The organism is Methylophilus sp., from assembly GCF_052173275.1.
Taxonomy (GTDB): Bacteria; Pseudomonadota; Gammaproteobacteria; order Burkholderiales; family Methylophilaceae; genus Methylophilus.
Map to the genome: position 1 here is coordinate 75,909 of NZ_JBQMUL010000002.1, position 24,605 is coordinate 100,513.

24 protein-coding genes are annotated in these 24,605 nt (G+C 51.6%); 18 read left to right on the top strand and 6 right to left on the bottom strand.

The features are described from left to right. Positions 1-150 precede the first annotated feature (150 nt). Positions 151-3,828 (top strand): DUF748 domain-containing protein, encoded by a 3,678-nt coding sequence (locus ACTS9Y_RS01860; protein ID WP_442584313.1) that lies wholly within the window; start codon positions 151-153, stop codon positions 3,826-3,828. A gap of 42 nt (positions 3,829-3,870) precedes the next feature. Here ACTS9Y_RS01860 and ACTS9Y_RS01865 read toward each other — a convergent pair whose 3' ends face one another. The 3 genes from ACTS9Y_RS01865 to ACTS9Y_RS01875 form a co-directional block, all read right to left on the bottom strand. Further along, positions 3,871-4,509, bottom strand: coding sequence for a site-2 protease family protein (locus ACTS9Y_RS01865; RefSeq protein WP_442584314.1), 639 nt, complete (start codon positions 4,507-4,509; stop codon positions 3,871-3,873). Between the two features lie 106 nt (positions 4,510-4,615). Further along, positions 4,616-5,227: an L-threonylcarbamoyladenylate synthase gene (locus ACTS9Y_RS01870; RefSeq protein WP_442584315.1), complete on the bottom strand. Its 612-nt coding sequence runs from the start codon at positions 5,225-5,227 to the stop codon at positions 4,616-4,618. 6 nt (positions 5,228-5,233) lie between these two features. After that, a complete protein-coding gene (locus ACTS9Y_RS01875; RefSeq protein WP_442584316.1) occupies positions 5,234-6,085 on the bottom strand; it encodes a PHP domain-containing protein in 852 nt (283 codons plus the stop codon). A 140-nt stretch (positions 6,086-6,225) separates the two neighbouring features. Between ACTS9Y_RS01875 and ACTS9Y_RS01880 the strand changes: the two genes are divergently transcribed. The 14 genes from ACTS9Y_RS01880 (at position 6,226) to ACTS9Y_RS01945 (ending at position 20,582) form a co-directional block, all read left to right on the top strand. Next, positions 6,226-6,768, top strand: coding sequence for a septation protein A (locus tag ACTS9Y_RS01880; protein WP_442584317.1), 543 nt, complete (start codon positions 6,226-6,228; stop codon positions 6,766-6,768). A gap of 128 nt (positions 6,769-6,896) precedes the next feature. Continuing rightward, positions 6,897-7,196, top strand: a complete 300-nt coding sequence (locus ACTS9Y_RS01885; RefSeq protein ID WP_442584318.1) for a YciI family protein — start codon at positions 6,897-6,899, stop codon at positions 7,194-7,196. A 1-nt stretch (position 7,197) separates the two neighbouring features. Further along, the gene (locus tag ACTS9Y_RS01890; protein WP_442584319.1) at positions 7,198-7,461 is read left to right on the top strand and encodes a BolA family protein; all 264 of its coding nucleotides are present in this window, start codon (positions 7,198-7,200) and stop codon (positions 7,459-7,461) included. 50 nt (positions 7,462-7,511) lie between these two features. Then, positions 7,512-8,327, top strand: a complete 816-nt coding sequence (locus ACTS9Y_RS01895) for a peptidylprolyl isomerase (protein WP_442584320.1) — start codon at positions 7,512-7,514, stop codon at positions 8,325-8,327. Positions 8,328-8,498: 171 nt separating this feature from the next. After that, positions 8,499-8,750 carry a FeoA family protein gene (locus ACTS9Y_RS01900; RefSeq protein WP_442584321.1) on the top strand — a complete coding sequence of 84 codons (252 nt, stop codon included), beginning with the start codon at positions 8,499-8,501 and terminating at the stop codon, positions 8,748-8,750. Beyond that, positions 8,747-10,537, top strand: a complete 1,791-nt coding sequence (feoB, locus tag ACTS9Y_RS01905) for a ferrous iron transport protein B (RefSeq protein WP_442584322.1) — start codon at positions 8,747-8,749, stop codon at positions 10,535-10,537. Before ACTS9Y_RS01900 ends, feoB begins: the two co-directional genes overlap by 4 nt. Before the next feature lie 144 nt (positions 10,538-10,681). After that, a complete protein-coding gene (locus tag ACTS9Y_RS01910) occupies positions 10,682-11,191 on the top strand; it encodes a PepSY domain-containing protein (protein WP_442584323.1) in 510 nt (169 codons plus the stop codon). A gap of 215 nt (positions 11,192-11,406) precedes the next feature. After that, the gene (purL, locus tag ACTS9Y_RS01915) at positions 11,407-15,330 is read left to right on the top strand and encodes a phosphoribosylformylglycinamidine synthase (RefSeq protein ID WP_442584324.1); all 3,924 of its coding nucleotides are present in this window, start codon (positions 11,407-11,409) and stop codon (positions 15,328-15,330) included. Between the two features lie 87 nt (positions 15,331-15,417). Continuing rightward, positions 15,418-15,903, top strand: coding sequence for an ankyrin repeat domain-containing protein (locus ACTS9Y_RS01920; protein ID WP_442584325.1), 486 nt, complete (start codon positions 15,418-15,420; stop codon positions 15,901-15,903). A 280-nt stretch (positions 15,904-16,183) separates the two neighbouring features. After that, on the top strand, positions 16,184-16,537 hold the full coding sequence (locus tag ACTS9Y_RS01925; RefSeq protein WP_442584326.1) for a c-type cytochrome: 354 nt from the start codon (positions 16,184-16,186) through the stop codon (positions 16,535-16,537). Then, positions 16,537-17,826 carry an FCSD flavin-binding domain-containing protein gene (locus ACTS9Y_RS01930; protein ID WP_442584327.1) on the top strand — a complete coding sequence of 430 codons (1,290 nt, stop codon included), beginning with the start codon at positions 16,537-16,539 and terminating at the stop codon, positions 17,824-17,826. The genes ACTS9Y_RS01925 and ACTS9Y_RS01930 overlap by 1 nt, the downstream gene beginning before the upstream one ends. A gap of 90 nt (positions 17,827-17,916) precedes the next feature. Then, positions 17,917-19,026 (top strand): PQQ-dependent sugar dehydrogenase, encoded by a 1,110-nt coding sequence (locus tag ACTS9Y_RS01935; RefSeq protein WP_442584328.1) that lies wholly within the window; start codon positions 17,917-17,919, stop codon positions 19,024-19,026. 87 nt (positions 19,027-19,113) lie between these two features. After that, positions 19,114-19,698 carry a hypothetical protein gene (locus ACTS9Y_RS01940; protein WP_442584329.1) on the top strand — a complete coding sequence of 195 codons (585 nt, stop codon included), beginning with the start codon at positions 19,114-19,116 and terminating at the stop codon, positions 19,696-19,698. A gap of 8 nt (positions 19,699-19,706) precedes the next feature. Next, complete coding sequence (locus tag ACTS9Y_RS01945; protein WP_442584330.1) at positions 19,707-20,582, top strand: SMP-30/gluconolactonase/LRE family protein; 876 nt, start codon at positions 19,707-19,709, stop codon at positions 20,580-20,582. Between the two features lie 121 nt (positions 20,583-20,703). On the opposite strand, the gene ACTS9Y_RS01950 is transcribed toward ACTS9Y_RS01945, so the two are convergent. After that, entirely contained in the window at positions 20,704-20,895 is a 192-nt protein-coding gene (locus tag ACTS9Y_RS01950; RefSeq protein ID WP_442584331.1) for a hypothetical protein, read from the bottom strand. Positions 20,896-21,071: 176 nt separating this feature from the next. Between ACTS9Y_RS01950 and ACTS9Y_RS01955 the strand changes: the two genes are divergently transcribed. Genes ACTS9Y_RS01955 through ACTS9Y_RS01965 form a run of 3 tightly spaced genes read left to right on the top strand, consistent with a single transcriptional unit; the run spans position 21,072 to position 23,948 of the window. After that, positions 21,072-21,749: a response regulator gene (locus tag ACTS9Y_RS01955; protein WP_442584332.1), complete on the top strand. Its 678-nt coding sequence runs from the start codon at positions 21,072-21,074 to the stop codon at positions 21,747-21,749. Next, positions 21,746-23,191, top strand: a complete 1,446-nt coding sequence (locus ACTS9Y_RS01960; protein WP_442584333.1) for a sensor histidine kinase — start codon at positions 21,746-21,748, stop codon at positions 23,189-23,191. The genes ACTS9Y_RS01955 and ACTS9Y_RS01960 overlap by 4 nt, the downstream gene beginning before the upstream one ends. Further along, positions 23,142-23,948, top strand: a complete 807-nt coding sequence (locus ACTS9Y_RS01965) for a ferritin-like domain-containing protein (RefSeq protein ID WP_442584334.1) — start codon at positions 23,142-23,144, stop codon at positions 23,946-23,948. The genes ACTS9Y_RS01960 and ACTS9Y_RS01965 overlap by 50 nt, the downstream gene beginning before the upstream one ends. Positions 23,949-23,955: 7 nt before the next feature. Here ACTS9Y_RS01965 and infA read toward each other — a convergent pair whose 3' ends face one another. Beyond that, entirely contained in the window at positions 23,956-24,192 is a 237-nt protein-coding gene (infA, locus tag ACTS9Y_RS01970; RefSeq protein ID WP_442584335.1) for a translation initiation factor IF-1, read from the bottom strand. A gap of 79 nt (positions 24,193-24,271) precedes the next feature. Continuing rightward, a complete protein-coding gene (locus ACTS9Y_RS01975) occupies positions 24,272-24,478 on the bottom strand; it encodes a cold-shock protein (RefSeq protein WP_442584336.1) in 207 nt (68 codons plus the stop codon). Between the last annotated feature and the right edge of the window lie 127 nt (positions 24,479-24,605).

The window sequence follows — 24,605 nt, forward strand, 5'->3', positions numbered from 1 at the left end:
TGAAAACAGCATCCTGTGTAAAGAGATGATTTAAGCATACATTAAAAACCATGAATATGTCACCTTCAGCAACCCTGGAATCAACGCTTTGTGCGTCATTTCATGCAGTGACTGGCACTTTTTGGCACAAATCTGCTAAATTACCTGCCTATGTTAAATCGCCTTACTCCTGTGCTTACTGCACTGCGCAAATCCCTGATTGCCAAGATCATTGCCGGACTCGTTGTGTTCTATTTCCTGTTTGCCTGGCTGGCAGTCAACCCGCTGGCAAAGTGGTTGCTGCCCAAGGTGGCTGAATCACAACTGGCAAGTAAAGCCAGCGTTGAAAAAGTCACGTTTGACCCTTTCCGGCTGACAACTACGATAGACCACTTTGCGCTGACCGATACAAATGGCGCACCACTGGCCTCATTTGACAGGCTGGTGGTAGATCTGGAATTCAGCGGCCTGTTCAGCTTGGCCTGGAAACTCAAGCAGGTGGCAGTCGCTTCGCCGCGTATCAATCTGCATATTTCCAAACAAGGACGCCTGAACTGGGCAGACCTGATTGCCAAACTCAATGAAGACCCATCGCCGCCAGAGAAAGATTTACCGCGTGTGATCATTGAAAATATCGATATCCGTCAGGGAGATATCGAATACCTGGATGACCATCATGCCACGCCATTGCAGGCTTCCTTAAAGCCGCTAGACTTTGAGCTGGATGGTTTTTCGACCTTACCTGAAGACCGTGGCGACTACTTGATTGCCGCCAAATTACCTTATCAGGGCGGCACTTTAAAATGGAAAGGTAATTTCGGCGTCAATCCGCTAGCGTCGCAAGGCACGCTGGCGATCGAAGGTCTGCAAATCGCCAAAGTCGCGCAATGGGTCAATACGCAATCACTGCCCTTCCAGCCAGATGCCGGTACTTTTTCCAGTCAGCTCAAATATGATTTCTCCTTGCCGGACCAGCATCCGAGATTATTGCTCACCGATGCCAAATTAGAGGTCAACGCACTGGCAGGCAAACTGGCGCAAGGCGACCGCCTCGCCTTGAACCAACTCACCTTATTTATCAAGCAGTTATTGCTGGAGCAGCCATCCGCCACCAATATCACAACGCAAACAATCACCTTCAAACTGGATCAACTCCAGTTACAAAAGCCGCAAGCCACCCTCTCGCTGGCATCGGCCAATGCCACATTGCCGCAACTGGCATTTAGCCACAGCAACCATGCGCAACTCAATTTTGAAAACCTGAACCTGCAGTTCAGCCAGTTGCAGTTACAACACCAGCAAAAAAACCTGTTTCAATTACCTGCCTTAACGATAGAGCAAGTGAGCCTTGACCTGGCCGAGCGTCGCGCTTCTATCGCGAAAATATTGCTGGCAGATGGCAAACTCACCGCCACGCATCACGCCGACGGCACCCTGGATTGGCAACAAGCATTCGCCTCAGCTGTTTCTGTGCAGACCACCGAAAAAACAGCTGAAAATCAGGAGACTGTGCCTGTTGCAGAAAAGGCCGAAACGCCTTTTCAGTTCATTATCGGGGATATTGCGCTTGCACATTGGCAACTCGCTTACCTTGACCAGCAATTTGCCAAACCACTGGCAGCAACGGTGTCTGACTTTAACCTTCAACTGGCACTGAACCAGCAGACAGAATTAGAGATTAAGCAGATCAAAGTTGAAGCCAATCAGCTCAGCGTGCAATCGGATAAGAAACCCCTGGCGCAACTGGCCAGCCTGGCATTGACCGATGGCAGCGTAGCATTGGCGCAGCAAAAGATCAGTCTGGGTGCATTGCAACTGACCGGTCTGAAAACCAGCCTTATCCGCCAAGCTGACCAGCAGATGAACTGGCAAGCCTTACTAGCACCAGCTACACTCAAAAACACAGCAGAGGTGCAACCAGTGAACACCTCAACACCCTCTTCTGCGCCAGCTAAAAAATCTGCCTGGGCATTTGGGTTAAAGCGTTTCGCCTTGCAACATGCAGATATTCATATTGAAGATCAAACCACTTCTACGCCAGTGATACTCGATGTGACGGATGGCAAGATTGAAGTCGCCGATCTGAGCCAGCAGATGGCGCGCGCCTTACCGCTCAAAGTGGCCTTTAAGTTGAAACAGGGCGGGCAGTTCAGCGCCCAGGGCAAATTGTCACCGGCGCCGTTTAAAACGGATTTGCAGTTATCGCTGGTCGATCTGTCACTCAACCCTTTTGCGCCTTATATCCAGCAAGTCGCGCTGCTTAAGCTGCAAGATGGCAGTGCCAGCGTGCAGGGGAAACTGCAGCAAACTGCCAGCGGTACGACGACTTTTGATGGCGGCTTTAGCGTCAACCACTGGTCATTACTCGAAGAGTCCAGCCAGCAACCCTTTTTACGATGGGGAAAATTGCAAGGCGATGGCCTGGCACTGTCATTGGCGCCCAACCGTTTGCAGATCAGTACGCTGACGCTGAATAATCCGCAAACAAAATTCATTATTTACCCGGACCGCAGCCTGAATATTTCAAAAGTGATGCGCAATCCGGCACCGGCTTCTGATGAACCATCTGCTGCTAACCCGGCAATCGCCAAGCCACCCGGTACACCGCCTTCCACCAAGACTGCTGCCGACAGCAATGATAAAAACAAGTCAGCAGATTTCCCTGTGGTAATTGATACCGTGCGCATCAATGGCGCTGAGCTGGAATTTGCCGACCTGTCATTGCCGCAGCCCTTTGGCACGCACATTCACTCGCTGGGCGGGGTGATTAATGGCGTTTCGACTAACCCTGCGGCGACAGCGCAGGTAGAATTGGATGGTAAAGTCGATGACTATGGTTCTGCGCGCATCTATGGTGCATTGCAACCTTTTAAAGCTACCGATTTCACCGATATCAAGCTGGCGTTCAGCAATCTTGAAATGAATCACCTGACGCCTTATTCGGGCAAGTTCGCTGGCCGAAAAATCGAGTCAGGAAAACTATCGGTGAACCTGGAATACAAAATCAAACAGCGGCAACTGGCTGGTGAGAATAAATTCGTCATCAAAAAACTCACGCTGGGTGAAAAGGTCGATAGCAAAGATGCACCTAACCTGCCGCTGGACCTTGCCATTGCCATACTGGAAGACAGTGATGGTGTGATCGACCTGGATTTGCCGATCAGCGGCAGCCTGGATGACCCGAAATTCAGTTACGGCAGCATTTTGTGGAAAGCCTTTACCAATGTGCTGACTAAAATTGTGACTTCCCCTTTCAGCGCACTAGGCAAGCTGTTTGGCAGCAGCGAAAAGCTGGAGGCAATTGTGTTTGAGCCAGGCAAGTCTATTGTTTCCCCGCCAGAACTGGAGAAACTGCACGCGGTCAGCACTGCGCTGGCTAAACGCCAGCAATTAAAACTGGGCATCATCCCCGGCTACGACAGCGCAACTGATACGCGTGCCATCCAGGAAACCACGTTGCGCAGACAAGTGGCAGAAGAAATGGGCGTGCGCCTGGAAGCGAATCAGGCGGCAGGACCAATAGACCTCAACAACCCCAAAGTGCAAGCAGCGATTCAGACCTTACATGACCGCCTGACCAATAAAGGCTTGCTCAAGCGTTTGGCTGCCAAACTGGAAAAAGCGCCGGCAGGTTTTTATGCGCAGGCACAGGAAGCCTTGACTGCCAGCATTCAGGTGTCTGACATCGACCTGCAATCATTGGCTAAAGCGCGTGCCGAGGCGATTCAGAAAGTATTGAGCGAGGCGGGAGTGAGTGCGGATAGAGCAGCATCGGCGCCGCCTGCCGCTGTGAAAGCTGACCATGACCAGGTGCCTAGCAAGCTGACGTTGGATGTGATGAAACGCTAGGCTTGATTTGCGTTTAAATGGTCACGGTTGTGACCATGCGAATCACATCACCAGCACCATCAGCAGTTGCTGGAAAAAACGCAAGGCCGGCGAAAGAATCATGCTTAATATACCGGTGAATAGCAGCGCGATCAGAATCAGCATGCCGTAACGCTCAATACGCGAAAAGGCAATCGCGGCTTTCATTGGTAATAGGCTGACGGCTATGCGGCCGCCATCCAGTGGTGGTAATGGCAATAAATTCAGCACCATCAGCACCAGGTTGATCTGTATACCGGCGACACTCATTTGCGCCAGGAAATCCTGCGCGGATGGCGGAAAAAATTCGATCCTTGCCAGTATCAGGCCCCAGACTATCGCCATCACAAAATTAGAGGCTGGGCCAGCCAGCGCGACCCATAACATGTCTTTCTTTGGGCGACGCAAGTTAGCGAAATTGACCGGCACCGGCTTGGCCCAGCCAAACAGCACCCCACCCAGCAACACACTTAAGGCAGGCAATAAGATGGTACCGAAAGGGTCAATGTGTTTGAACGGATTCAACGTGATGCGCCCCATGCGCTCGGCAGTCAGATCGCCAAAGTATTTGGCCGCATAACCATGCGCGGCTTCATGTACTGTAATCGCAAACAGAATCGGTAAGGCATAAGCTGCGATTTTTTGTATAGCGGTTAATTCCATTTGATTTCTGATTCCACTTTAATTTTCCTGAGCCCGTCAATTTTCCTGGACCCATTCATTTCCTGGGCTCATTAGTTTCCCAGGCATCGTCATTTTCTGGCCTGCATCAAGGCCACGGCGCAACCCCGGCACGCACCAGCTCGGGCGGGTCTTGAGTTAAATCCAGCACGGTGGTGGCGCCTACATGCACGATGTCACTATCAATCACGGCATCGACCTGGTGCTCCAGGGTTTCGCGGATCTCCCAGCCGACTGACATGGGCACTTCATCATCAGGCAATTGCAGCGTCATGCTGAGTAGCGGCATATCTAGCGCTTCCAGCAAGGCCTGCACCACAATATGTTTGGGCACCCGCAAACCAATGGTACTGCGCTTGGGATGCTGCAGACGTCTGGGCACTTCGCGGCTGGCTTCCAGCAAAAAAGTATACGCGCCTGGCGTGAGTGCCTTCAATAAACGGAACTGGGTGTTGTTGACTTTGGCATAGGTGCCTATCTCGGCCAGGTCACGGCAAATCAGCGTGAATGGATGCTCATCGTCCACGCCACGTAACCGCCGGATACGCGTTTGCGCATCCTTATATTCCATGGAACAGACCAAGGCATAACTGGAATCAGTAGGGCAAGCCACCACACCACCCTGCTTGATCAGCTGGGTGGCCTGTTGTATCAATCTCGCCTGCGGGTTTTCCGCGTGAATAATAAAGTATTGTGCCATGGCTGATTATTGCAACTGGCTGGCTTCCGGCCAATCCTGCCATACAGGCACGCAGCCCAGGGGCAAATCGGGCAAGCGACCCATTTCCATATAAGACAAGCCAGGCCCATGATAATCAGAACCTTGCGAAGCTTTCAGGTCAAAGCTGTGCGCCAGTTTGGCAAACTGCACATATTGCGGTGGCTGATGGCTGCCGGTGACTACTTCCAGTGCCACACCGCCCTTATCCCTGAATTCATTGAGCAATAAATGCATATTGACGAACCCGAGGTCATAACGCCCGGGGTGCGCCAGCACTGCGACGCCGCCACTGTCTTTAATCAGTGTCAGTGCCTCCTCCAGGCTCATCCATTCATAATTGATATAGCCAGGCTTGCCCTTGACCATATATTTTTTAAACACTGATTTGATATTTTTGGCATGGCCCTGTTTCACCAGAAACTGGGCAAAATGACTGCGCGTCATCACGCTGTTGCCGGCGATCGCCCTGGCGCCTTCATAAGCATCGGCAATGCCCGCCTTGGCCAACCCTTCGGCGATCTGCCGCGCGCGCGAGTCACGCCCTTCACGCACTTTGGCAAACGCCTCCAGCAGCGGCGGATGGTTGGGGTTCACGCGCAAGCCGACAATATGCAAGGTACGTTTCCTCCAGGTGGCCGATATTTCCACGCCATCAATAAAATGAATGCCATGCTGTTCAGCCGCGGCGCGCGCACGGGCCAGGCCGCTGACTTCATCATGATCCGTCAACGCCAGCACACGCACGCCCTTGCTGGCCGCATGCGCCACCAGCTCCTCAGGCGTGAGCAGGCCATCCGACATGGTAGAGTGGCAATGGAGGTCGATAGGGACTGTCATGGTGGATGGATAATGGCGATTCGATGAGTGGATGGGAAGCCGCTTGCCTGAGCAATCAGGAAACTAACTTTACATTTCGACAGAAATCATAGCAAAATAGTGCCCTCACAGATAGCAGGAATTCAGTCACCCAACCCGTCATGCAAGTCATTATCGATTTATTACCCGTCATCCTCTTTTTCATCGCCTACAAAAAAGCGGGGATTTTTGTCGCCACCTCAGTCGCTATCATCAGCACGCTGGTCCTCATGCTCATCGTCTGGATCAAGCGCGGCAAAATCGACAAGATGCTCATGATCAACGGCGCCGTGATTACCGTGCTGGGCGGTATCACCTTATTACTGCACGACAAAACATACATCATGTGGAAGCCGACCGTGATTTACTGGATAGGCGCACTGGCACTTTTATTCAGCCGCTACGTGTTCCAGAACAACCTCATCGCACGCATGCTCGGCAAAATCATAGCGCCACCAGCCAGCGTGTGGGATAAGCTGAATCTGTGCTGGGTGCTCTTTTTAATCGGGCTTGGCAGTCTCAATCTGTATGTGGCCTTTCACTACACTGAAGAAGACTGGGTTAACTTTAAACTATTTGGCACGACCAGTCTGATGTTCGTGTTTATCATCAGCCAGGTCTTTGTATTGAAAGATTACTGGATAGAGCACACGCCTCCAGCATGATCGCACTATTAAATTGGCTGATTAGATAAATTGGCTGATTAGATAAATTGGCTGATTAGAAAATTTACTGATCATGGCCCTGCGCATGAAAACTGCGTTTTACCTGATCCAACCAACGGAATGACCTTATGTTATATATGATTTACGCACAGGATACCGCCAACAGCTTGCCATTGCGCTTGCAGCACCGCCCTGCGCACCTAGAACGTCTGCAACAACTGCAAAGCGAAGGCCGCCTGATACTGGCTGGCCCCTTACCGGCCATAGACAATGTAGACCCGGGCGAAGCGGGTTACAGCGGTAGCCTGATCGTGGCAGAATTTGATTCTTTGCAAGCCGCCACCGAGTGGGCGAATAATGACCCGTTTGTACACGCAGGCGTCTATGGCAAAGTTTCTGTGAACCCTTTCCGCAAGACGTTGCCATAAAATGCTGCAAACCGAAATCAAGCAGCGTCTGCAAGCCTTAAACCCTGAACAATTAGACATTCAAGACGACAGCGCTTTGCATCAAGGACACGCAGGAAACACGGGCGGCGGGCATTTCACCATCACGGTAAAAAGCTCGCTATTTTCAGGAAAATCACAGATAATGCGCCATCGCATGGTATATCAATGCTTGCATGACTTGATGCCTCATCGCATCCACGCGCTCAGTATCAACGCATTATCTTCTGATGAGTCATCTGATTGAAACAATTCTATTTTTTAATATTGCACCATTTCGTTTTTTAAGGATATTGCATGAAATTTTTGAAAATGATGTTGGCGATTGCATGCTTCAGTGCGTTGCCACATGCTTATGCAGCTGATGCTGATGCGATTGCGACCGTTAACGGCAAGCCAATCAAGAAAACCTGGGTTGAGTTCATCTTAAGGGATGCTGAAGCCCGTACTGGCCAAAAAGCCAACGATGGCATGAAAGCCGCCGTTGTGAATGAGCTGGTAGGCTCTGAACTGGCTTATCAGGAAGCGCAAAAAGCCGGTATTGATAAGCAGCCTGACTTTATTGCCAGCGAAGAACTCGCCCGCCGCAAATTACTGGTCAATGCTTTCCTGGCTGATTTCATCAGAAAAAATCCGGTGACTGAAGCTGAGAAAAAAGAAGGCTACGAGCAGTATAAAAAAGAACTGGGCGACAAAGAGTACAACGCGCGTCACATTCTGGTGAAAACCGATGTTGAAGCCAAAGCGATCGTAGCTGACCTGAAAAAAGGTACAGACTTTGCAAAAATTGCCAAAGAGAAATCACTGGACCCTGGTTCTAAAGACAAAGGTGGCGACCTGGGCTGGTTCTCTCCGGCTGGCATGGTGAAACCTTTTGCCGATGCTTTGCTGATCCTGAAAAAAGGTGAAACGACACAAGAGCCTGTGCAGTCACAATTCGGCTGGCACATCATCAAACTGGTAGACACCCGTGCATTGCAAGTGCCGCCTTACGATAAAGTGAAAGATGGCATCGAGCGTACGATCCAGCAACGCAAGCTGGAGAAGTACATGTTGAGCCTGAAAGATAAAGCCAAAATCGAAGTGACTGGCGCTGAGAAAAAAACACCTTAATCCCAGCACCCGATACAGAGCGATCTGAGTATTGAATTAAAAAGCCAGCACCTGCTGGCTTTTTAACATTCAGCGCTGCGATTCGCCTTATTTACCATTTAAGTTTTCCCTGCCTGCAGTTTCTGCGATAAAATCAAGAATTGTTCTCATTTGCAGCTTTGTCCCGCATCCATGCAACTCAATGCACTTAAACCCGGTGAGTCAGCGATCATCGCTGGCATACAGGCAGAACAGGCCCTGGTACAACGCCTGAACGCACTGGGATTCCGCCCAGGCAAACAGGTACAAGTCGTCCGCCAGGCAGCATTCAACGGCCCCTTGCATATCCGCATCGGCTCTACAGATGTCGTGATTCGCCTGCAGGATGCGCAGGCGATTCATCTGCACACATCACTCACTGACTCAAAATCCAGATCCGCATGAAACGTGTTGCTTTACTCGGCATGCCCAATACGGGCAAATCCACCCTGTTCAATCGCTTGAGTGGTGCCTCGGCCCGGGTAGGCAACTGGCCAGGCATGACAGTAGACCTGCTGAGTGCCAAAATACTGCTAGGCGGCCATATTGCCGAACTGGTCGACTTGCCTGGGTTGTATGACCTGCACGGTTTTTCTGATGATGAAGAAGTTGTCCGCCACTTTTTGAGCCATCACCCGATAGATCTGGCACTGATCATTCTCAATAGCGCGCAGATCGACAGGCAACTGTCACTGGCTTTGCAACTTCGCGCATTGGGTTTGCCCACCGTGTTATTGCTGAATATGGAAGATGAGGCCAAACGTGCCGGCATCACCATAGATACCCAGGCCATGAGCCAGCAACTGGGCATGCCTGTGCTCACCATCAGTGCAAAATACGGCAGCGGTTGCCCGCAAGCACTGCAATTAGCCGCCAGCGTCATCGACAAAAATGCCGCACCTGTAGACCCACAGCTGATTGCCAGCAAGCTGCAGGCCGATAATGCCGTTGAGGAGGAGATGCAACGCATTATTGACCGCGCGGTGCAAATGCCTTTGCAGCTGAATACATCGACCACCGACCGTATTGATCGCGTGTTGCTGCATCCATGGCTAGGCTTGCCGTTATTTTTCCTGGCGATTTTCCTGCTGTTCCAGTTTATTTTCACCATAGGCGCTCCATTACAGGAAGCCACTGCCTGGCTGTTTGACACCTTGCGCAGCGAAGCACTCGAACCGCTAGTGGCCGGATTACCGAGCTGGCTGAACGGATTGCTGCTCGATGGTCTGTATACCGGTTTGAGCACCGTGGCTGCGTTTGTGCCTATCATTGTGCTGTTCTTCCTGGTCATGAGCATGGTTGAAGATAGCGGCTACCTGTCGCGGGCCGCTTTCCTGATGGATACACTGATGGCAAAAATGGGCCTGGATGGGCGCGGTTTTGTCATGGTGCTGATGGGCTTTGGCTGTAACGTCCCTGCCTTGATGGGTACCCGCGTCATGCGCAGCCGGCCTATGCGTTTGCTGACCATGCTGACGATCCCGCTGTCATTGTGTTCCGCGCGCTTGCAGGTGTTCCTGTTTATGATCGCCATCCTGTTCCCGGCTTCACAGGCAGCACTGGCCTTATTTTCACTGTATATGGTGAGTTTTTTCACTATCTTCCTGACGGCGGTACTGTTCAAACAGAAATTTGCCAGCAGCGAACCGTTTGTGCTGGAATTACCGCCTTATCGCTTCCCCACGCCCAACCAAATCTGGCTACGAGGCTGGCAAGAGGTCAAGCATTTCCTGTTGCGCGCCACTAAATTCATCGTCATTGGTGTGTTAATGGTGTGGCTACTGACCCACCTGCCAACCACTGCGGTGCCCGCCAGCGCCGAGACCTGGGCTGGCAGCATAGGCCGCTTCTTTGCACCGGTACTCGACCCTATCGGCATTGATAACCACCTGGCGATTGCGCTGATCTTTGGTTTTGTTGCCAAAGAGATCGTGGTTGGCTCTCTGGCCGTGATCTATGGCTTACAAGGCGACGCCCTCAGCCACCAGATCGCCGCCAATATTGACTGGGTGCAAGGCATGAGCTTCATGTTGTTCACGCTGATTTATACGCCCTGCCTGTCTACCATCGCCACCCTGCGTTCAGAAAGTAAAAGCAGGGCTTTTATGTGGCTGTCGCTGGCGTGGTCACTGGGCCTGGCATGGCTGATCAGCTTTGCTTTCTACCAGGCCGCGCGCGCACTCGGCTATTAAATCTGCAAAAAAACCACATTTATTCAAGGAAAACAGCAACGTCATTTACCTATCGCGATATTGATTAATCAATCCGCCATCGGGAATGTATACTTTCCATACAAGTGAATGTTTCATCTTGTCAAACAACAGGAGATTGCTGTCATGAATAAAAAAATATTGGTAGTCACCCTTGCCGCACTGTTTAGCGCGTCAGCATTTGCCGCCAAGGATACCCATAAGGGCCCGATGGAAAGATGCATGAAAGCCGCGCTGGCCAAACACCCCGGCAAAGTGGTTTCGCTGGAAGCTGAAATCGAAAAAGGCCGTGGTGCTATCTATGAATTCGATATCGTCGGCACCGATGGCAAAGAGTGGGAAGTCGAATGCGATGCCAAAACCGGCAAAGTCTATGAAGAAGAAATTGACGTAGATCCAAACAACGAAGAATTCAAATCCAAAGCCAAAGTAACCCTGGAACAAGCGAAAAAAACAGCGCTGGGCAAATATCCGGGAGAGATTGAAAGCATTGAATATGAACTGGAAAATGGCAACCCCGTTTATGAATTCGACATCAAGCAGGCCAATGGCAAAGAAGTTGAAGTTGAAGTAAATGCAGTGACTGGCGCCATCGGCGAGACCGAAGAAGAAGTCTATGAAATTGGCAAAGACTAACCAAGCTGCAAAATGCCAGGTAAGCTGGAAAACTGGCTAAACAGCAAAAAATCAACAAAACCGTTCAAGATTAAAACGGCTCCCTGATCATCGAAGCATTTAACAGCAACCTGCGGGTTGCTGTTTTTATTCAAACGACTACTTTGTGACTGCGGGACTGCCGGCTTTCTGCTAAAATACCGGCTTGTATTTTCACTGAAAAATCCAATCGCCTCATGTCCAGTCAAGCGCAATTTTTAAGCCTGCGCGGCAGTGCCGCCCTCTCCCAGTTCCGTCTCGATAAACTCTACAGCACACTGAAAGTCAGCGCTCCCAATATTGCGCATATCTATACGGAATTCGTGCATTTTGCGTTTAGCGACAGTGCATTAAGCGCCGCAGACCAAAGCACCCTGCAACAGATCCTGACCTATGGCCCGAAAACCGAGCTTGAGTCAGCCAATGGTGAATTATTGCTGGTGATTCCGCGCATAGGCACGATTTCGCCATGGGCTTCACGGGCGACGGATATCGCACATAACTGTGGCGTGCAGCTATTGCGCCTGGAGCGCGGCATTGCCTATTACGTGACCACCCACAATGGCCAGGCACTCAATGATGCTGAAAAACAGGCTTTGCGCGCTGCGATCCAGGACCGCATGACTGAAACCGTGATTTACAGCGTGGCCGATGCCGAAAAACTGTATCACCATGCCGACCCGAAACCACTGTCTACCATTGATATCCTGGCTGGTGGCAAAGCTGCTCTGGAAGCCGCCAATAACGACATGGGCCTGGCACTTTCCCCAGACGAAGTGGATTATCTGCTGGAAAACTACCGCAAGATGGGCCGCAACCCGACCGATGTCGAGTTGATGATGTTTGCCCAGGCTAACTCCGAGCACTGTCGTCATAAAATATTCAATGCCGACTGGGTGATAGACGGCGTGCAGCAAGAGTTATCGCTGTTCAACATGATACGCAATACGCACAAGCTGAATCCGGGCACCACAGTGGTCGCTTACTCGGACAACAGCTCTATCGTGCAAGGCCAGAAAACCAGACGTTTTTACCCTGCTGCCGACAATAGCTACCAGTTTGTCGAAGACGACATGCACTACCTGATGAAGGTAGAAACGCATAACCACCCGACTGCGATCTCACCGTTTGCCGGTGCAGCGACTGGCGCGGGCGGCGAAATCCGTGATGAAGGTGCTACCGGCATCGGTTCCAAACCCAAAGCAGGCCTGGCTGGATTCTCAGTCTCCAACCTCAACCTGCCTGACTTTGAGCAACCCTGGGAAAATTACTATAAGCAATCGAACTACGGCAAACCTGGCCGCATCGCCAGCCCGTTGCAGATCATGATCGATGGTCCGCTGGGTGGCGCAGCCTACAACAATGAGTTTGGCCGCCCCAACATTGCTGGTTATTTCCGCACCTTTGAGCTGGAAGCGACCGATACCAATGGTCAGGCTGAAGTGCGCGGCTATCACAAACCCATTATGCTGGCCGGTGGTGTCGGTAATATTTCAGACAGCCATAGCCATAAAAACGCTATTCCTGATGGTGCGGCGCTGATCCAGCTTGGCGGCCCCGCCATGCTGATCGGCCTGGGTGGCGGTGCTGCTTCGAGCATGGACACTGGCGCCAACACTGAAAACCTTGATTTTGACTCGGTACAACGCGGCAACCCTGAATTGCAACGTCGTGCACAGGAGGTCATTGACCGTTGCTGGCAGATGGCGGACAAAAACCCCATCCTGAGCATTCATGATGTGGGCGCTGGCGGCATTTCCAATGCCTTCCCGGAACTGGTCAACGATGCCAAAGTCGGCGCTATTTTCCAGTTACGTGATGTGCATAACGAAGAGCCTGGCATGGCGCCGCGCGAATTATGGAGCAATGAAGCACAGGAACGCTATGTGCTGGCCGTGACCCAGGACCAGTTACCCCTGTTTGAAGAAATCTGCGCCCGCGAACGTTGCCCGTTTGCTGTCGTCGGTATTGCCACGGCTGAGCGCCACCTGGCGGTAGAAGACAGCCATTTTGCCAACAAACCAGTGGATATGGATTTATCGGTATTGCTAGGCAAGCCACCGAAAATGTTGCGCGATGTGAAATCAGTGAAAAAATCACTGACTGCTTTTGATACCAGCAAGATCGATTTGCAAGATGCTGTTGCCCGCGTACTGCGTTTACCTGGCGTGGCTGACAAAACCTTTTTGATCACCATTGGTGACCGTACGGTCACCGGCCTGATTGCGCGTGACCAGATGGTAGGCCCATGGCAGGTGCCGGTCAGCAATGTGGCTGTGACCGCTGCCGGCTTTGAAACCAACACGGGTGAAGCATTTGCCATTGGCGAAAAAGCACCGCTGGCCTTGCTGGATGCGCCGGCCTCCGGCCGTATGGCGATTGGTGAAGCGATCACCAATATCGCCGCCGCTTCAATCAGCGAGATCAGCAACCTGAAACTATCCGCCAACTGGATGGCGCCTGCGGGTCACCCGGGCGAAGATGCAGCCTTGTATGAAACGGTGAGAACCGTGGGCATGGAAATCTGCCCGGCCCTGGGCATCAGCATCCCGGTCGGTAAAGATTCCATGAGCATGAAAACGGTGTGGAATGATGACGGCCAGAATAAAGCCGTGACCTCGCCTATTTCACTGGTAATTTCAGCTTTTGCCAATACGCTGGATGTGCGTAAAACGCTGACACCGCAACTGCGTACCGACCTTGGTGATACTGAGTTGATCCTGATCGATCTGGGCAATGGCCACAACCGTATGGGCGGCTCGTCATTGGCACAAGTTTACAGCCAACTGGGCGACACCGTGCCGGATGTCGATCAACCGTCACAGCTGAAAGCGTTTTTCAACGCAATCCAGCAATTGAATAGCGACAGCAAACTGCTGGCTTACCATGACCGCTCTGATGGCGGCCTGTTTGCCACACTGGCAGAAATGGCGTTTGCAGGGCACTGTGGTTTGAGCGTGGATTTGAACAGCCTACCGGGCGACAGCATCAGCGTATTGTTTAATGAAGAATTGGGTGCAGTGGTGCAAGTGCGTGCAAGCGAGGCAGCGGCCATTGCAAGCAGCCTGCAACAATCACTGGGCGCTTGCGTGCATCGCATAGGTCAGGTGAATAATGGTCACGACATCGTCATTGCCCATGGCGAAACGCGCTACCAGGCTTCACGTATAGATTTACACCGTCTGTGGTCAGAAACCACTTTCCGCATGCAAAGCCTGCGTGACAACCCGGTCTGCGCACAACAGGAATATGACCGTATCCTGAATGCCGATGATATCGGCCTGCATGCGCATTTGACGTTCGACCTCAACGACAATATCGCTGCGCCTTACATCAACACGGGCAAAAGGCCGAATATGGCGATCTTGCGTGAGCAAGGCGTCAATGGCCAGACTGAAATGGCAGCGGCATTTGACCGTGCCGGCTTTAACAGTGTCGACGTGCATATGAGCGACATCATCAGTGGCCGTGTGTCACTGACTGACTTTGCCGGCCTGGTTGCCTGCGGCGGCTTCTCTTACGGTGACGTACTCGGCGCCGGTGAAGGCTGGGCCAAATCCATCCTGTTCAACAGCCGTGCACGTGATGAATTCAGCAGTTTCTTTAACCGGACAGACACTTTTGCTTTAGGCGTATGTAACGGCTGCCAGATGATGAGCAACCTGCACAGCATCATCCCAGGCGCTAAGCAGTGGCCGCATTTTGTGCGCAACAAGTCAGAACAGTTTGAAGCGCGTGTCTCACTGGTCGAGGTATTAAGCTCGCCTTCTATCTTCTTTAATGGCATGGCAGGCAGCCGCATGCCTATCGCCGTGGCCCATGGTGAAGGATTTACGGAATTTCCTGATGCCAACGCTGTCTCAAATGTGCTAAAACAACAACTGGCCACCGTGCGGTTTGTTGACCATGCGTCAACGCCAACGGAAGTCTATCCGTTTAACCCCAATGGTTCAGCCCAGGGATTGACCGGATTTACCACACCAGACGGGCGTTTTAGCATTATGATGCCGCATCCGGAGCGCGTATTCAGAACCGTACAGTATTCCTGGCATCCGGATGACTGGCAGGAAGATGGTCCATGGATGCGCATGTTCCGTAATGCACGCAAGTTTGTGGGGTAAGTAAGCTTTGGCTTACGCAATTAAAGCATAAGTAATAAAGCAAAGTAGTTAATTTTAAAAAATGAAAATCAGGTGTTTGGAGAAATTATGAAATCAATTAAATGTTTACTGGCCTTGGTCGCGCTGTCATTTTCGCTACAGGCATTCGCACTGACAGACGAAGACTATATGGAATTCACTGAGGCGATCACAGGTGGTAACCTCAAAGTAGTGAAAAAATTCATTGAGGCTGACCCGGCGCTGGTCAACCAGAAATTCTTTGCCTGGGAGCCACTGCAAATGGCTGCTTCCAAAGGCCGCATGGATGTCGTAAAGTACCTGATCGCTAAAGGTGCCGATAAAGACTATGTCCACCCAGCCAGCAATAACACCGCTTTTCATATGGCCGCGTTTATTAATGATGCGCCGTTGATGAAATACCTGGCCTCAGTAGGTGTGGATGTGAATAAAAAGCTCAAGGGCGATGTGTCGCTGATCCGTTTTTTCCGGGAAGAACACAACCAGCCTATGGTCGATTTATTGACTGAACTGGGCACCAAGGATGATGGCTGTAAGGAAGAAAAATGTTTTTAATCGTTTGCAGCTAGCAACGGTTACACTAAAAAACGGTCATGTATTGCATGGCCGTTTTTTTGTATCAAAGCACCGGGCAAGCTAATGAAACGCGCTGTAGTCAGCCATGAACATGTAGCCGGTCAGGCTGCGATCCATCCGCGTTTTCTTGAGCAAGATTCCTGCAGTCATGGCAGACTATAATATGCTGATCAATGTAACTTGTGTCACGCACGGCAGATGTGGTTTCTAGAATAATCAACGACATCACAACAATTAAAGTGGCTACCCTGGGGAAATGATGAAACGTTTGCACTTGAGTCTCGCATTGACATGTTGTTTGCAGTGGGCAGCGTCATATGCTCAAGAAAACGCCTCCCAGACAATCGCTACCCTGGCAGCCTCTTGCGCCGCCTGCCATGGCCCCATAGGGAACAGCCTGGGCGGTACGCCCACACTAGCGGCGCTGAACAAAACATATTTTATCCAGCGCATGCAGGGCTTTAAGAGTGGCTCCCTCCCTTCCACCGTGATGCATCATCATGCCAAAGGGCTGACGGACGATGAAATCACTGCACTGGCGGGTTATTTTGCTGCGCTACCAATACGGGCACCAGCACCTGCACCGCAACAATCCTTTCTGGGGGAACAATAATGGCCAGAATCGCCCCTTCAATGCATGAAACCCAATCCCGCAGGCAGTTTGTACGCTCTGTTATTTATGGCGGGCTCGCTTTTTATGGCATGCCTGCCTACGCCCGCGCCAGCCGCCCGCCGCTGGGTCATGTCGTTGTCGTCGGCGCAGGCTTTGCCGGGCTGGCTGCCGCCAAATACTTGCGCGAATGGAGCGCAGGCAATATCAAAGTCACCGTGATAGAGCCGAATCCACAGTTTATCTCCTGTCCGCAAAGCAACCTGGTGTTAGGCGGCAGCCGGACCATGGATGAACTGAGTTTTTCTTATGCGCTGTCGCGTAAACAGCACCAGCTGAATTGGATACAGGATACAGTGACCGCGATAGACGCCGCCACTAGACAGGTGATGCTGATGCGCGGAACAGTCGCTTATGACCGCTTGATTCTGGCGCCCGGTGTAGACTTTGATTACAGCCGGATTGCAGGCATGCCCAAACCGGTTGATGATATTCCGCATGCCTGGAAAGCAGGCAGGCAAACATTGCAACTCAGGCAGCAACTTGAAAGCATGCCTGATGGCGGCGTGTTTGTCATGACCATACCCAAAGCGCCCTACCGCTGCCCGCCTGGCCCTTATGAACGCGCCTGCCAGGTAGCGCATTATTTCAAGCAACATAAACCACGCAGCAAAGTGATCATCCTCGACGCCAACGCTGACATCACCTCTAAAAAGGGCTTGTTTTTGCAAAGCTTCCAGGGTGATTACCAGGGCATGATCGAATACCATAACAATAGCGAGATCCTGCAGCTGGATACCGCCAGCTACACCATTAAAACAGACTTTGAAACCGTCAAAGCCTCGGTGCTGAATGTGATCCCGCCACAACTGGCTGGCAAAGTCGCGCAGTCGGCAGGCCTGGCCAATGTCGATCAGCACTGGTGCGAGGTAGACTTTGTGACCTATGCCTCATCCCTCAACCTCAATGTGCACATAATTGGTGACAGCATTTCGGCCGGTTTGCCAAAATCTGCGCATATGGCGACCTCGCAGGCCAAAATCTGCGCGGCAGCCATCATTGATTTGCAGTCAGGCCACCCGCCAAATCCACTGCCGGTATTCGCCAACACCTGCTACAGCTTTGTCGATGACAAACAAGCCATGCATGTGGCCAATGTCTATCGCTATGATCCGGCAAAAAAATCCATGGTCTCGGCCGAAGGCGGCGGCGTTTCGGCCAAGGCCAGCGTGCAGGAAGGTGACTATGCACAAGCCTGGGCACAAAATATCTGGGCCGATACGTTGACCTAAATGGTGAGTCTATTCCCTTTGTTGCACCTGCCCAGATATCTCTTCATCGTTATTTCTGGGCTATACATCGCTTTAATCACAGAGTGCGCTATGGCCCAAAGCCCGCAAGTCGAGCAGGCACTCTCGACATTGAAGCTACCCGCCGGGCTTAAGATCGAGCAATTCAGCGATGTGAGCAAGTGGGGCTCGCCACGCATGTTGGCGCTGGATAAACAAGGCCGGCTGCTGGTCAGCTTGTCCGACCAAGGCCGTGTCATCAGACTTAACACGCAGGGCGAGGTTGAGTTAATCTCGCAAGGGCTGAATGCGCCGCATGGTATTGCGCTGCTAAGCGACGACTTGCTAGTTGCAGAACAAACCGGCGTGGTTAAGTTACCCAAACAAGGCAATGGCTGGGGTGCGCCACAGCCATTTATCCGCAACTTGCCGGATGGTGGGCATCGTTTTAAAACGGTAAAAGTGTCTCCTGATGGCTTTATCTACGTGAATGTAGGCTCCAGCTGCAATGTCTGCATTGAGAGCAACCCATTACGCGCCACCTTGCTACGCTTTAGTGCTGATGGCCGGCCTGCGGGTGCGTTGCTTACGCTGGGCCGCCATGCACAAGGCGCTATCTGGGCCACCGGCTTGCGCAATAGCCAAGGCTTTGCCTGGCACCCGCAAAGTGGCGACCTGTTTGCTACCAATAATGGGGCAGATAATCGCAGCGCTTCTAAAAACGGCCCCGTCAATGATGATTTACCACCTGAACATTTCAACAATATCTCGCCGGGAAAACACTATGGCTGGCCGTATTGCTGGGCAGAAACCAAGCACCCTGCGCAAATGTTCCAGGACCCTGATTTTACGGGTGGAGCCGATATCTGCAAGCAGGCCCAAGCCCCTACTCTGACTTTGCCGGCCCACAGCACACCCATAGGATTGACGTTTTTGCATAGCAGCCGTTTACCTGAAAGCATACGGCAGGATGCTATTGTTGCTTTGCACGGTTCATGGAATAGACAACAAGCAAGCGGATATGCCTTGCAGCGTGTAAAATTCAGGAACCATCAGCCGGTTGAGAGCGTCCCATTTATTGAAGGCTGGTTGCAAGGCAACCAGGCATGGGGAAGGCCAGTTGATGTGATAGTGGGCGCTGATGGCTGGCTATATGTCAGCGATGACCTCACTGGCTGGATTTATCGTGTGCGCAGTGAATAACCCTGACGCATACGTAGTGCCCACAAAACCGTGATGGCAAAGATTGAATAGACCGGCCATTTAAGGCCGGTATGACAGGAGCAATAAATGAAACGCATTTTAATTTCTTTAGGCAGTCTGCTGTGTATCAGCTGGCTCAATATCGGCCACGCAGCTAATCCGCCATCGCTGGTGATACAGGTGCCTGAGACTTTCTACCAGCACCCGGTGCGCTTATTACACCCCTATGCCAATTATTGGCACAACCGTGGCGAAGCGGCTGAAAAAGCAGGCTTGTCCAGCTTTGAGAAACAGCATTACAGCACCTCAAGCTGCGCGGCAGAAGCTAAAGGTCAGGCCCTAGTGGTGATTGAGCCCAATATGTTTTACAACCCACAGATGGGGGTTTTCCATACTGAAATCACTGCCAGGGTATTTACCCAGGCGTCAGCAGACAGTGCGCTGGGCAAGCCCCTGATGACAGTCAAGGGTGAAGGCCAGTCACGCGGCTGGATCACTTATAACGTGGAAAACTCTGCCAATAAATCTTACCAGCAAGCATTCGATCAGGTGATTCAGCAACTACAGAAAAATCCGGCCTTCCAGCAATCCGTAGAACAGGCGCCTGTGCAAACCTTTGAAGCTTTATGCACCAGCATCAATACCCTCTCACAACCAAAATTATTTTTCTAGGAGCAATTATGTTGCTGGCTTATCGTAAACGTCTTATTTCCAGCGTAGTCACCGCAGCATTGCTGACTTTGAGCGGCCACAGCCAGGCACATGGGCTGGAGCCTGTGAATGGCTTGCTGACACCGGAATCAGTGGTTCAGGCGGCTGATGGCAAACTCTATGTGTCCGAGATCAATGAGTTCGGCAAAGATGGTGATGGCCAGATCCGCGTGATTGACCATGGCAAAAGCAGCGTGCTTGTGCAAGGACTGGATGACCCAAAAGGACTGACGATTATCGGTAATGATTTGTTTGTGGCTGATAAAAGCAGGATATGGCGTGTGCCTCTGAACCAAGCCCCGGCTAAAGCCGAGGTCTATATCGCTGCCACCGAGTTTCCACAAGTGCCGCAGTTTTTAAATGACCTGGCCGCAGATGCAAACAGCAATCTGTATGTCAGTGACAGTGGCGATATCATGGGCACTGGCAAAGGCGGTGCGATTTATAAAATCACCCCGCAGCGCAAACTCAGCCTGGTCATAGATGGTAAAGCCGACCCGCGCGTATTAGCGCCAAACGGTTTATTAGCGGACGCCAAAGGCGAGCATCTGCTGATCGTTGATTTCACTTCCGGCGTGCTTTATAACTATGATGTCGCCGGCAAACGTCTGCAGGAAGTCGCCAGCGGCTTTGGCGGCGGTGATGGCATCGTCAGGCAGGCCAATGGCACTATTTATGTCAGCGACTGGAAAAACGGCAAGGTTTATCGTGTAGATAACAACAAGGCGGTGTTGCTGAATGAAGGCTATCAATCAGCCGCAGATATCGCACTCAGCCAGGATGACCATCATTTGTTAGTACCTGACATGAAAGCAGGCGTGCTGGATGTGATCCGTTTGAAATAGCTGCTCACGCCAGCAACAGGCAAAAAAGAACCACGCTTGCGCGTGGTTGAAGTGAGAGGATACACACGAAACCGCTAATTGTCGCAGTCCACCGCAGGGAATACAGTGGACGTTGGCAATGTCACAGTGACTTGCTTTGCGCAGATTTTTTGTCAATCTCCTTGCGGGGATTGACCACTGGCTGCGCACCAGCGTGTTTGGCAGACCTGAGATGCTTATGCATCTCGACTTGTTCCTGCGGAGAGGGGTTGGTTCTCGCCGTGCAAGCAATAGAAACCAGCAAGCCCAGCAATACGATTGAACGCTTCCTCATCATCGCTCCTTCATACGTTCCAATAGTGCTTTCTTCAGCTACATACGCACGGTGACTTTCTATTCCGTGTCTTCACCACTGCACAATACGCGCCCCGCCTTACATTCAACTTACAAACAAAAAAAGACAGATAATTTGGAGTACACTGCATTCGTTTATATGGGTAGGCAAACAAAATGCGCTTATTAATTGTTGAAGATGATCTGGTCATAGCAAATGGATTGGTGCGTGTACTGACGCAGGCTGAATATGCCGTGGATCATGTGGCCGATGGCAAACAGGCAATTCGTGCGATCCAGGATGGCGTCTATGACCTGGTGATCCTTGACCTGGGTCTACCGACCATGGATGGCACACAGGTGTTATCCCATTTGCGCCAGCAATCCAACCCGGTGGCTGTGCTTATCCTGACCGCTCGCGAAGACGTTGCTACCCGCGTACAGGCGCTGGATCTGGGCGCGGATGATTTCCTGACCAAACCCTTCCACCTGGAAGAGCTTGAGGCACGGGTACGTGCGCTGATACGCCGCAGTAAATTTGGCAACAACCTGCCCTTGCAATGCGGTAACCTGAAACTGGATGTGCCAAACAAACTGGCCAGTATTAATGATCTCGCGATCACACTGTCTGCCCGCGAACTGCACTTGCTGGAAACCCTGATGATGCGCATGGGCAAAATTATTGCCAAAGAACAGATCATGGAATCACTGTGCAATTGGGATGAGTCACTCGGTGATAATGCGATCGAGGTCTACATCCACCGGCTGCGCAAAAAAATCGAACCCAGTGGCGCACGCATCCGCACTGTGCGCGGCCTGGGTTATATGCTGGAAGCTGAACACACGCCGTTATGATGGCAGCGCCGCGTTCACTTAAGAACCAGCTACGCTTGTGGCTGCTATTGACCATGCTCGCGGTCTTGGGTATTTCTGCTGCCATTTCTTATTCGCGTGCCTTGCATTACGCCACACAGGCTTACGACCAGGCCCTTTTGCGCACCGTGCTCGCCTTGTCTGATGAAGTGATTGTCGATGAACATAACGAAGTAAAAATCGAATTGCCTGAAGTTGCCAGCCATCTGCTCAGTTATAACGAGGGCGACCATATCTATATCCGCATCACCGGGCCGGATGGCAAACTGGTGTTTGGTGAAGCAGACCTGCCGCTGCCTTCGTCGCCCACAGGCGGCAACCAGGAGTTTTATTACAACAGTATCTACAAAGGCGAGGCTATACGCGTAGTCACTTTTGCGTTGCCGGTCAGCCCGGAACCGAATGCACGCAACATCCTGATCAGCATGGCAGAAACCACAGTCAAACGGGATGCCATGGTGGCCGAGATGGTAGAGGAAATGTTGTTGCCGCAAGTGCTGATGATGATACTGGCTGCTATTGTCATCGAGCTGGGCATTTATTTCGCACTCAAACCCATGCATGACCTGAAAGAAGCGTTGTACGAACGCTCTTACCGCGACCTGAGCCCGCTGGATACCAATTCGCCCCCCCTGGAACTGCAACCCTTGATCCAGGCGATGAATGCCCTGTTAGGGCGGGTCACCGCAGGTTTGCAGCAACAGCAGCAATTTATTGCGGACGCCTCACACCAGTTACGCACCCCGATTGCCGGATTGCAGACCCAGGCAGAACTGGCATTGCGCCGCGACCCGCCGGATTCGGTGAAAGAACCGCTTAACTTCATGTTGCGCAGCACCACCCGCCTCTCCCATCTGATCCAGCGCCTGCTGAGCATGGCACGGACAGATGCAGCCACCACACAATTAAAGTTTCAGGCTGTGTCACTGACCAGCATTATTTACGAAGAATGCGCACGCTGGATAGGTCCTGCCACCGACAAAGACATAGAACTCGAAGTACTGATCGAAACCCAGCATGATCACGTCTGGGGCGATGCCTTGATGTTGTCGGAAATGCTCAACAACCTGCTGGAAAATGCCATTCTGTACACTACGCCTAAGGGGCAGATTCAGATCAGGCTGTGGCAGAGCGGAAACCACCTACTGCTGCAAGTCACCGATAGCGGCATCGGTATTCCGCCAGAGCAAAACGCACGTATCTTCGAGCGTTTTTACCGGCTGAACCCCAACCAGGGCAATGGCTGCGGCCTCGGCCTGGCGATCGTAGCCGAAGTCGCCGAGCACCACAATGCCATTATTAATATCAGCCACGGGCTGGAACATCCGGTGACACACGACACCGGCAGCCAATTCACGGTAAAATTCGAGTGCTATGACGCTTTGCCTGAGAACACTCGCCCTGCAAGCACTGACCCTCAGTGAGCCGCACCTCAAATGTACACAAGTGCAATCTCTGTGGGAAAGCCAGCGCGCTGGCCAGTTGCAATTACATGTATCACTGCCATTAATCGCTGAAGCCCCCATTCCCGGCCGGCCTGAACGGCCAGCATTAGTGCCTCCGCGGCTATTACAGCGCCGCGCCATGAATACGGTGGATGGCCGCGCCGCCCTGATCCATGCACTGGCGCATATCGAATTCAATGCCATCAACTTGGCACTGGATGCCGTGTGGCGCTTTGCTGAGATGCCTGCAGATTACTACAACGATTGGCTGCTGGTGGCTAAAGAAGAGGCTTACCACTTCAGCTTACTGCGGCAACATTTACAAACCCTGGGGTTCGATTACGGCGATTTTGATGGCCATAACAGCTTGTGGGAGATGGTCGAAAAAACGCAATCTGACGTATTGGCGCGCATGGCACTGGTACCGAGGACGCTGGAAGCACGCGGGCTGGATGCCGCACCGCCTTTAAAAAACAAGCTGGCGCAGGCCGGCGACCATGCGGCGGCGGCCATTCTGGATATTATTTTGCGTGATGAGATCGGCCACGTCGCGATTGGTAACCGCTGGTTCCAGTATTTATGTGATCAACGCGGGCTGGATCTGCTTGAGACTTTTGAAGTATTGCGTCAGCAATACCAGGCGCCAAAACTGCGGCCGCCTTTTAATATGGAAGCACGTAAACGGGCAGGTTTCACCGAAGCAGAACTCGCCTATTTAAATGCAGACACCTACTGAGGCCGGATCAAACAGGTCTTTTTGGTGGCAGGTGGCGGAAAGTAATACGGCCTTTTTCCATATCGTATGGTGACATTTCAATGGTGATTTTATCGCCTGCCAGAATACGTATTTTATGTTTGCGCATTTTACCGCCGGTATAGGCGATCAGCCGATGACCATTTTCCAGCGTGACACGATAACGTGCATCCGGCAAAATTTCAGTCACTGCGCCCTGCATTTCAATCAATTCTTCTTTAGCCATGCGGTTTCCTTAAAATAAAAACAAAAAAGCCCGTACAAACGGGCTTTATATCTAGGGTTAATCACCCGAACACATGTAATTAAGCAATTACTTGTATTTCTGATGCTTGTTTACCCTTAGGACCAGTTGTTTCTTCATAAGAAACGCGCTGATTCTCTGCCAGGCTTTTGAAACCGCCAGATTGAATCGCTGAGAAATGTGCAAACAAATCGTCACCGCCGTCATCCGGAGTAATGAAACCAAAACCTTTTGCATCGTTAAACCACTTTACAACACCTGTTGCCATTTTATTTCCTTAAATAATGAAAGGGTTTCCCCTAATTTAGGGCGAGGGTCAAGGTAGTGGGATTAACGATAGAACCGAAAGATACACCAGAGAAAACAACAATGCTTGAACTTCGCGTGCGCACACT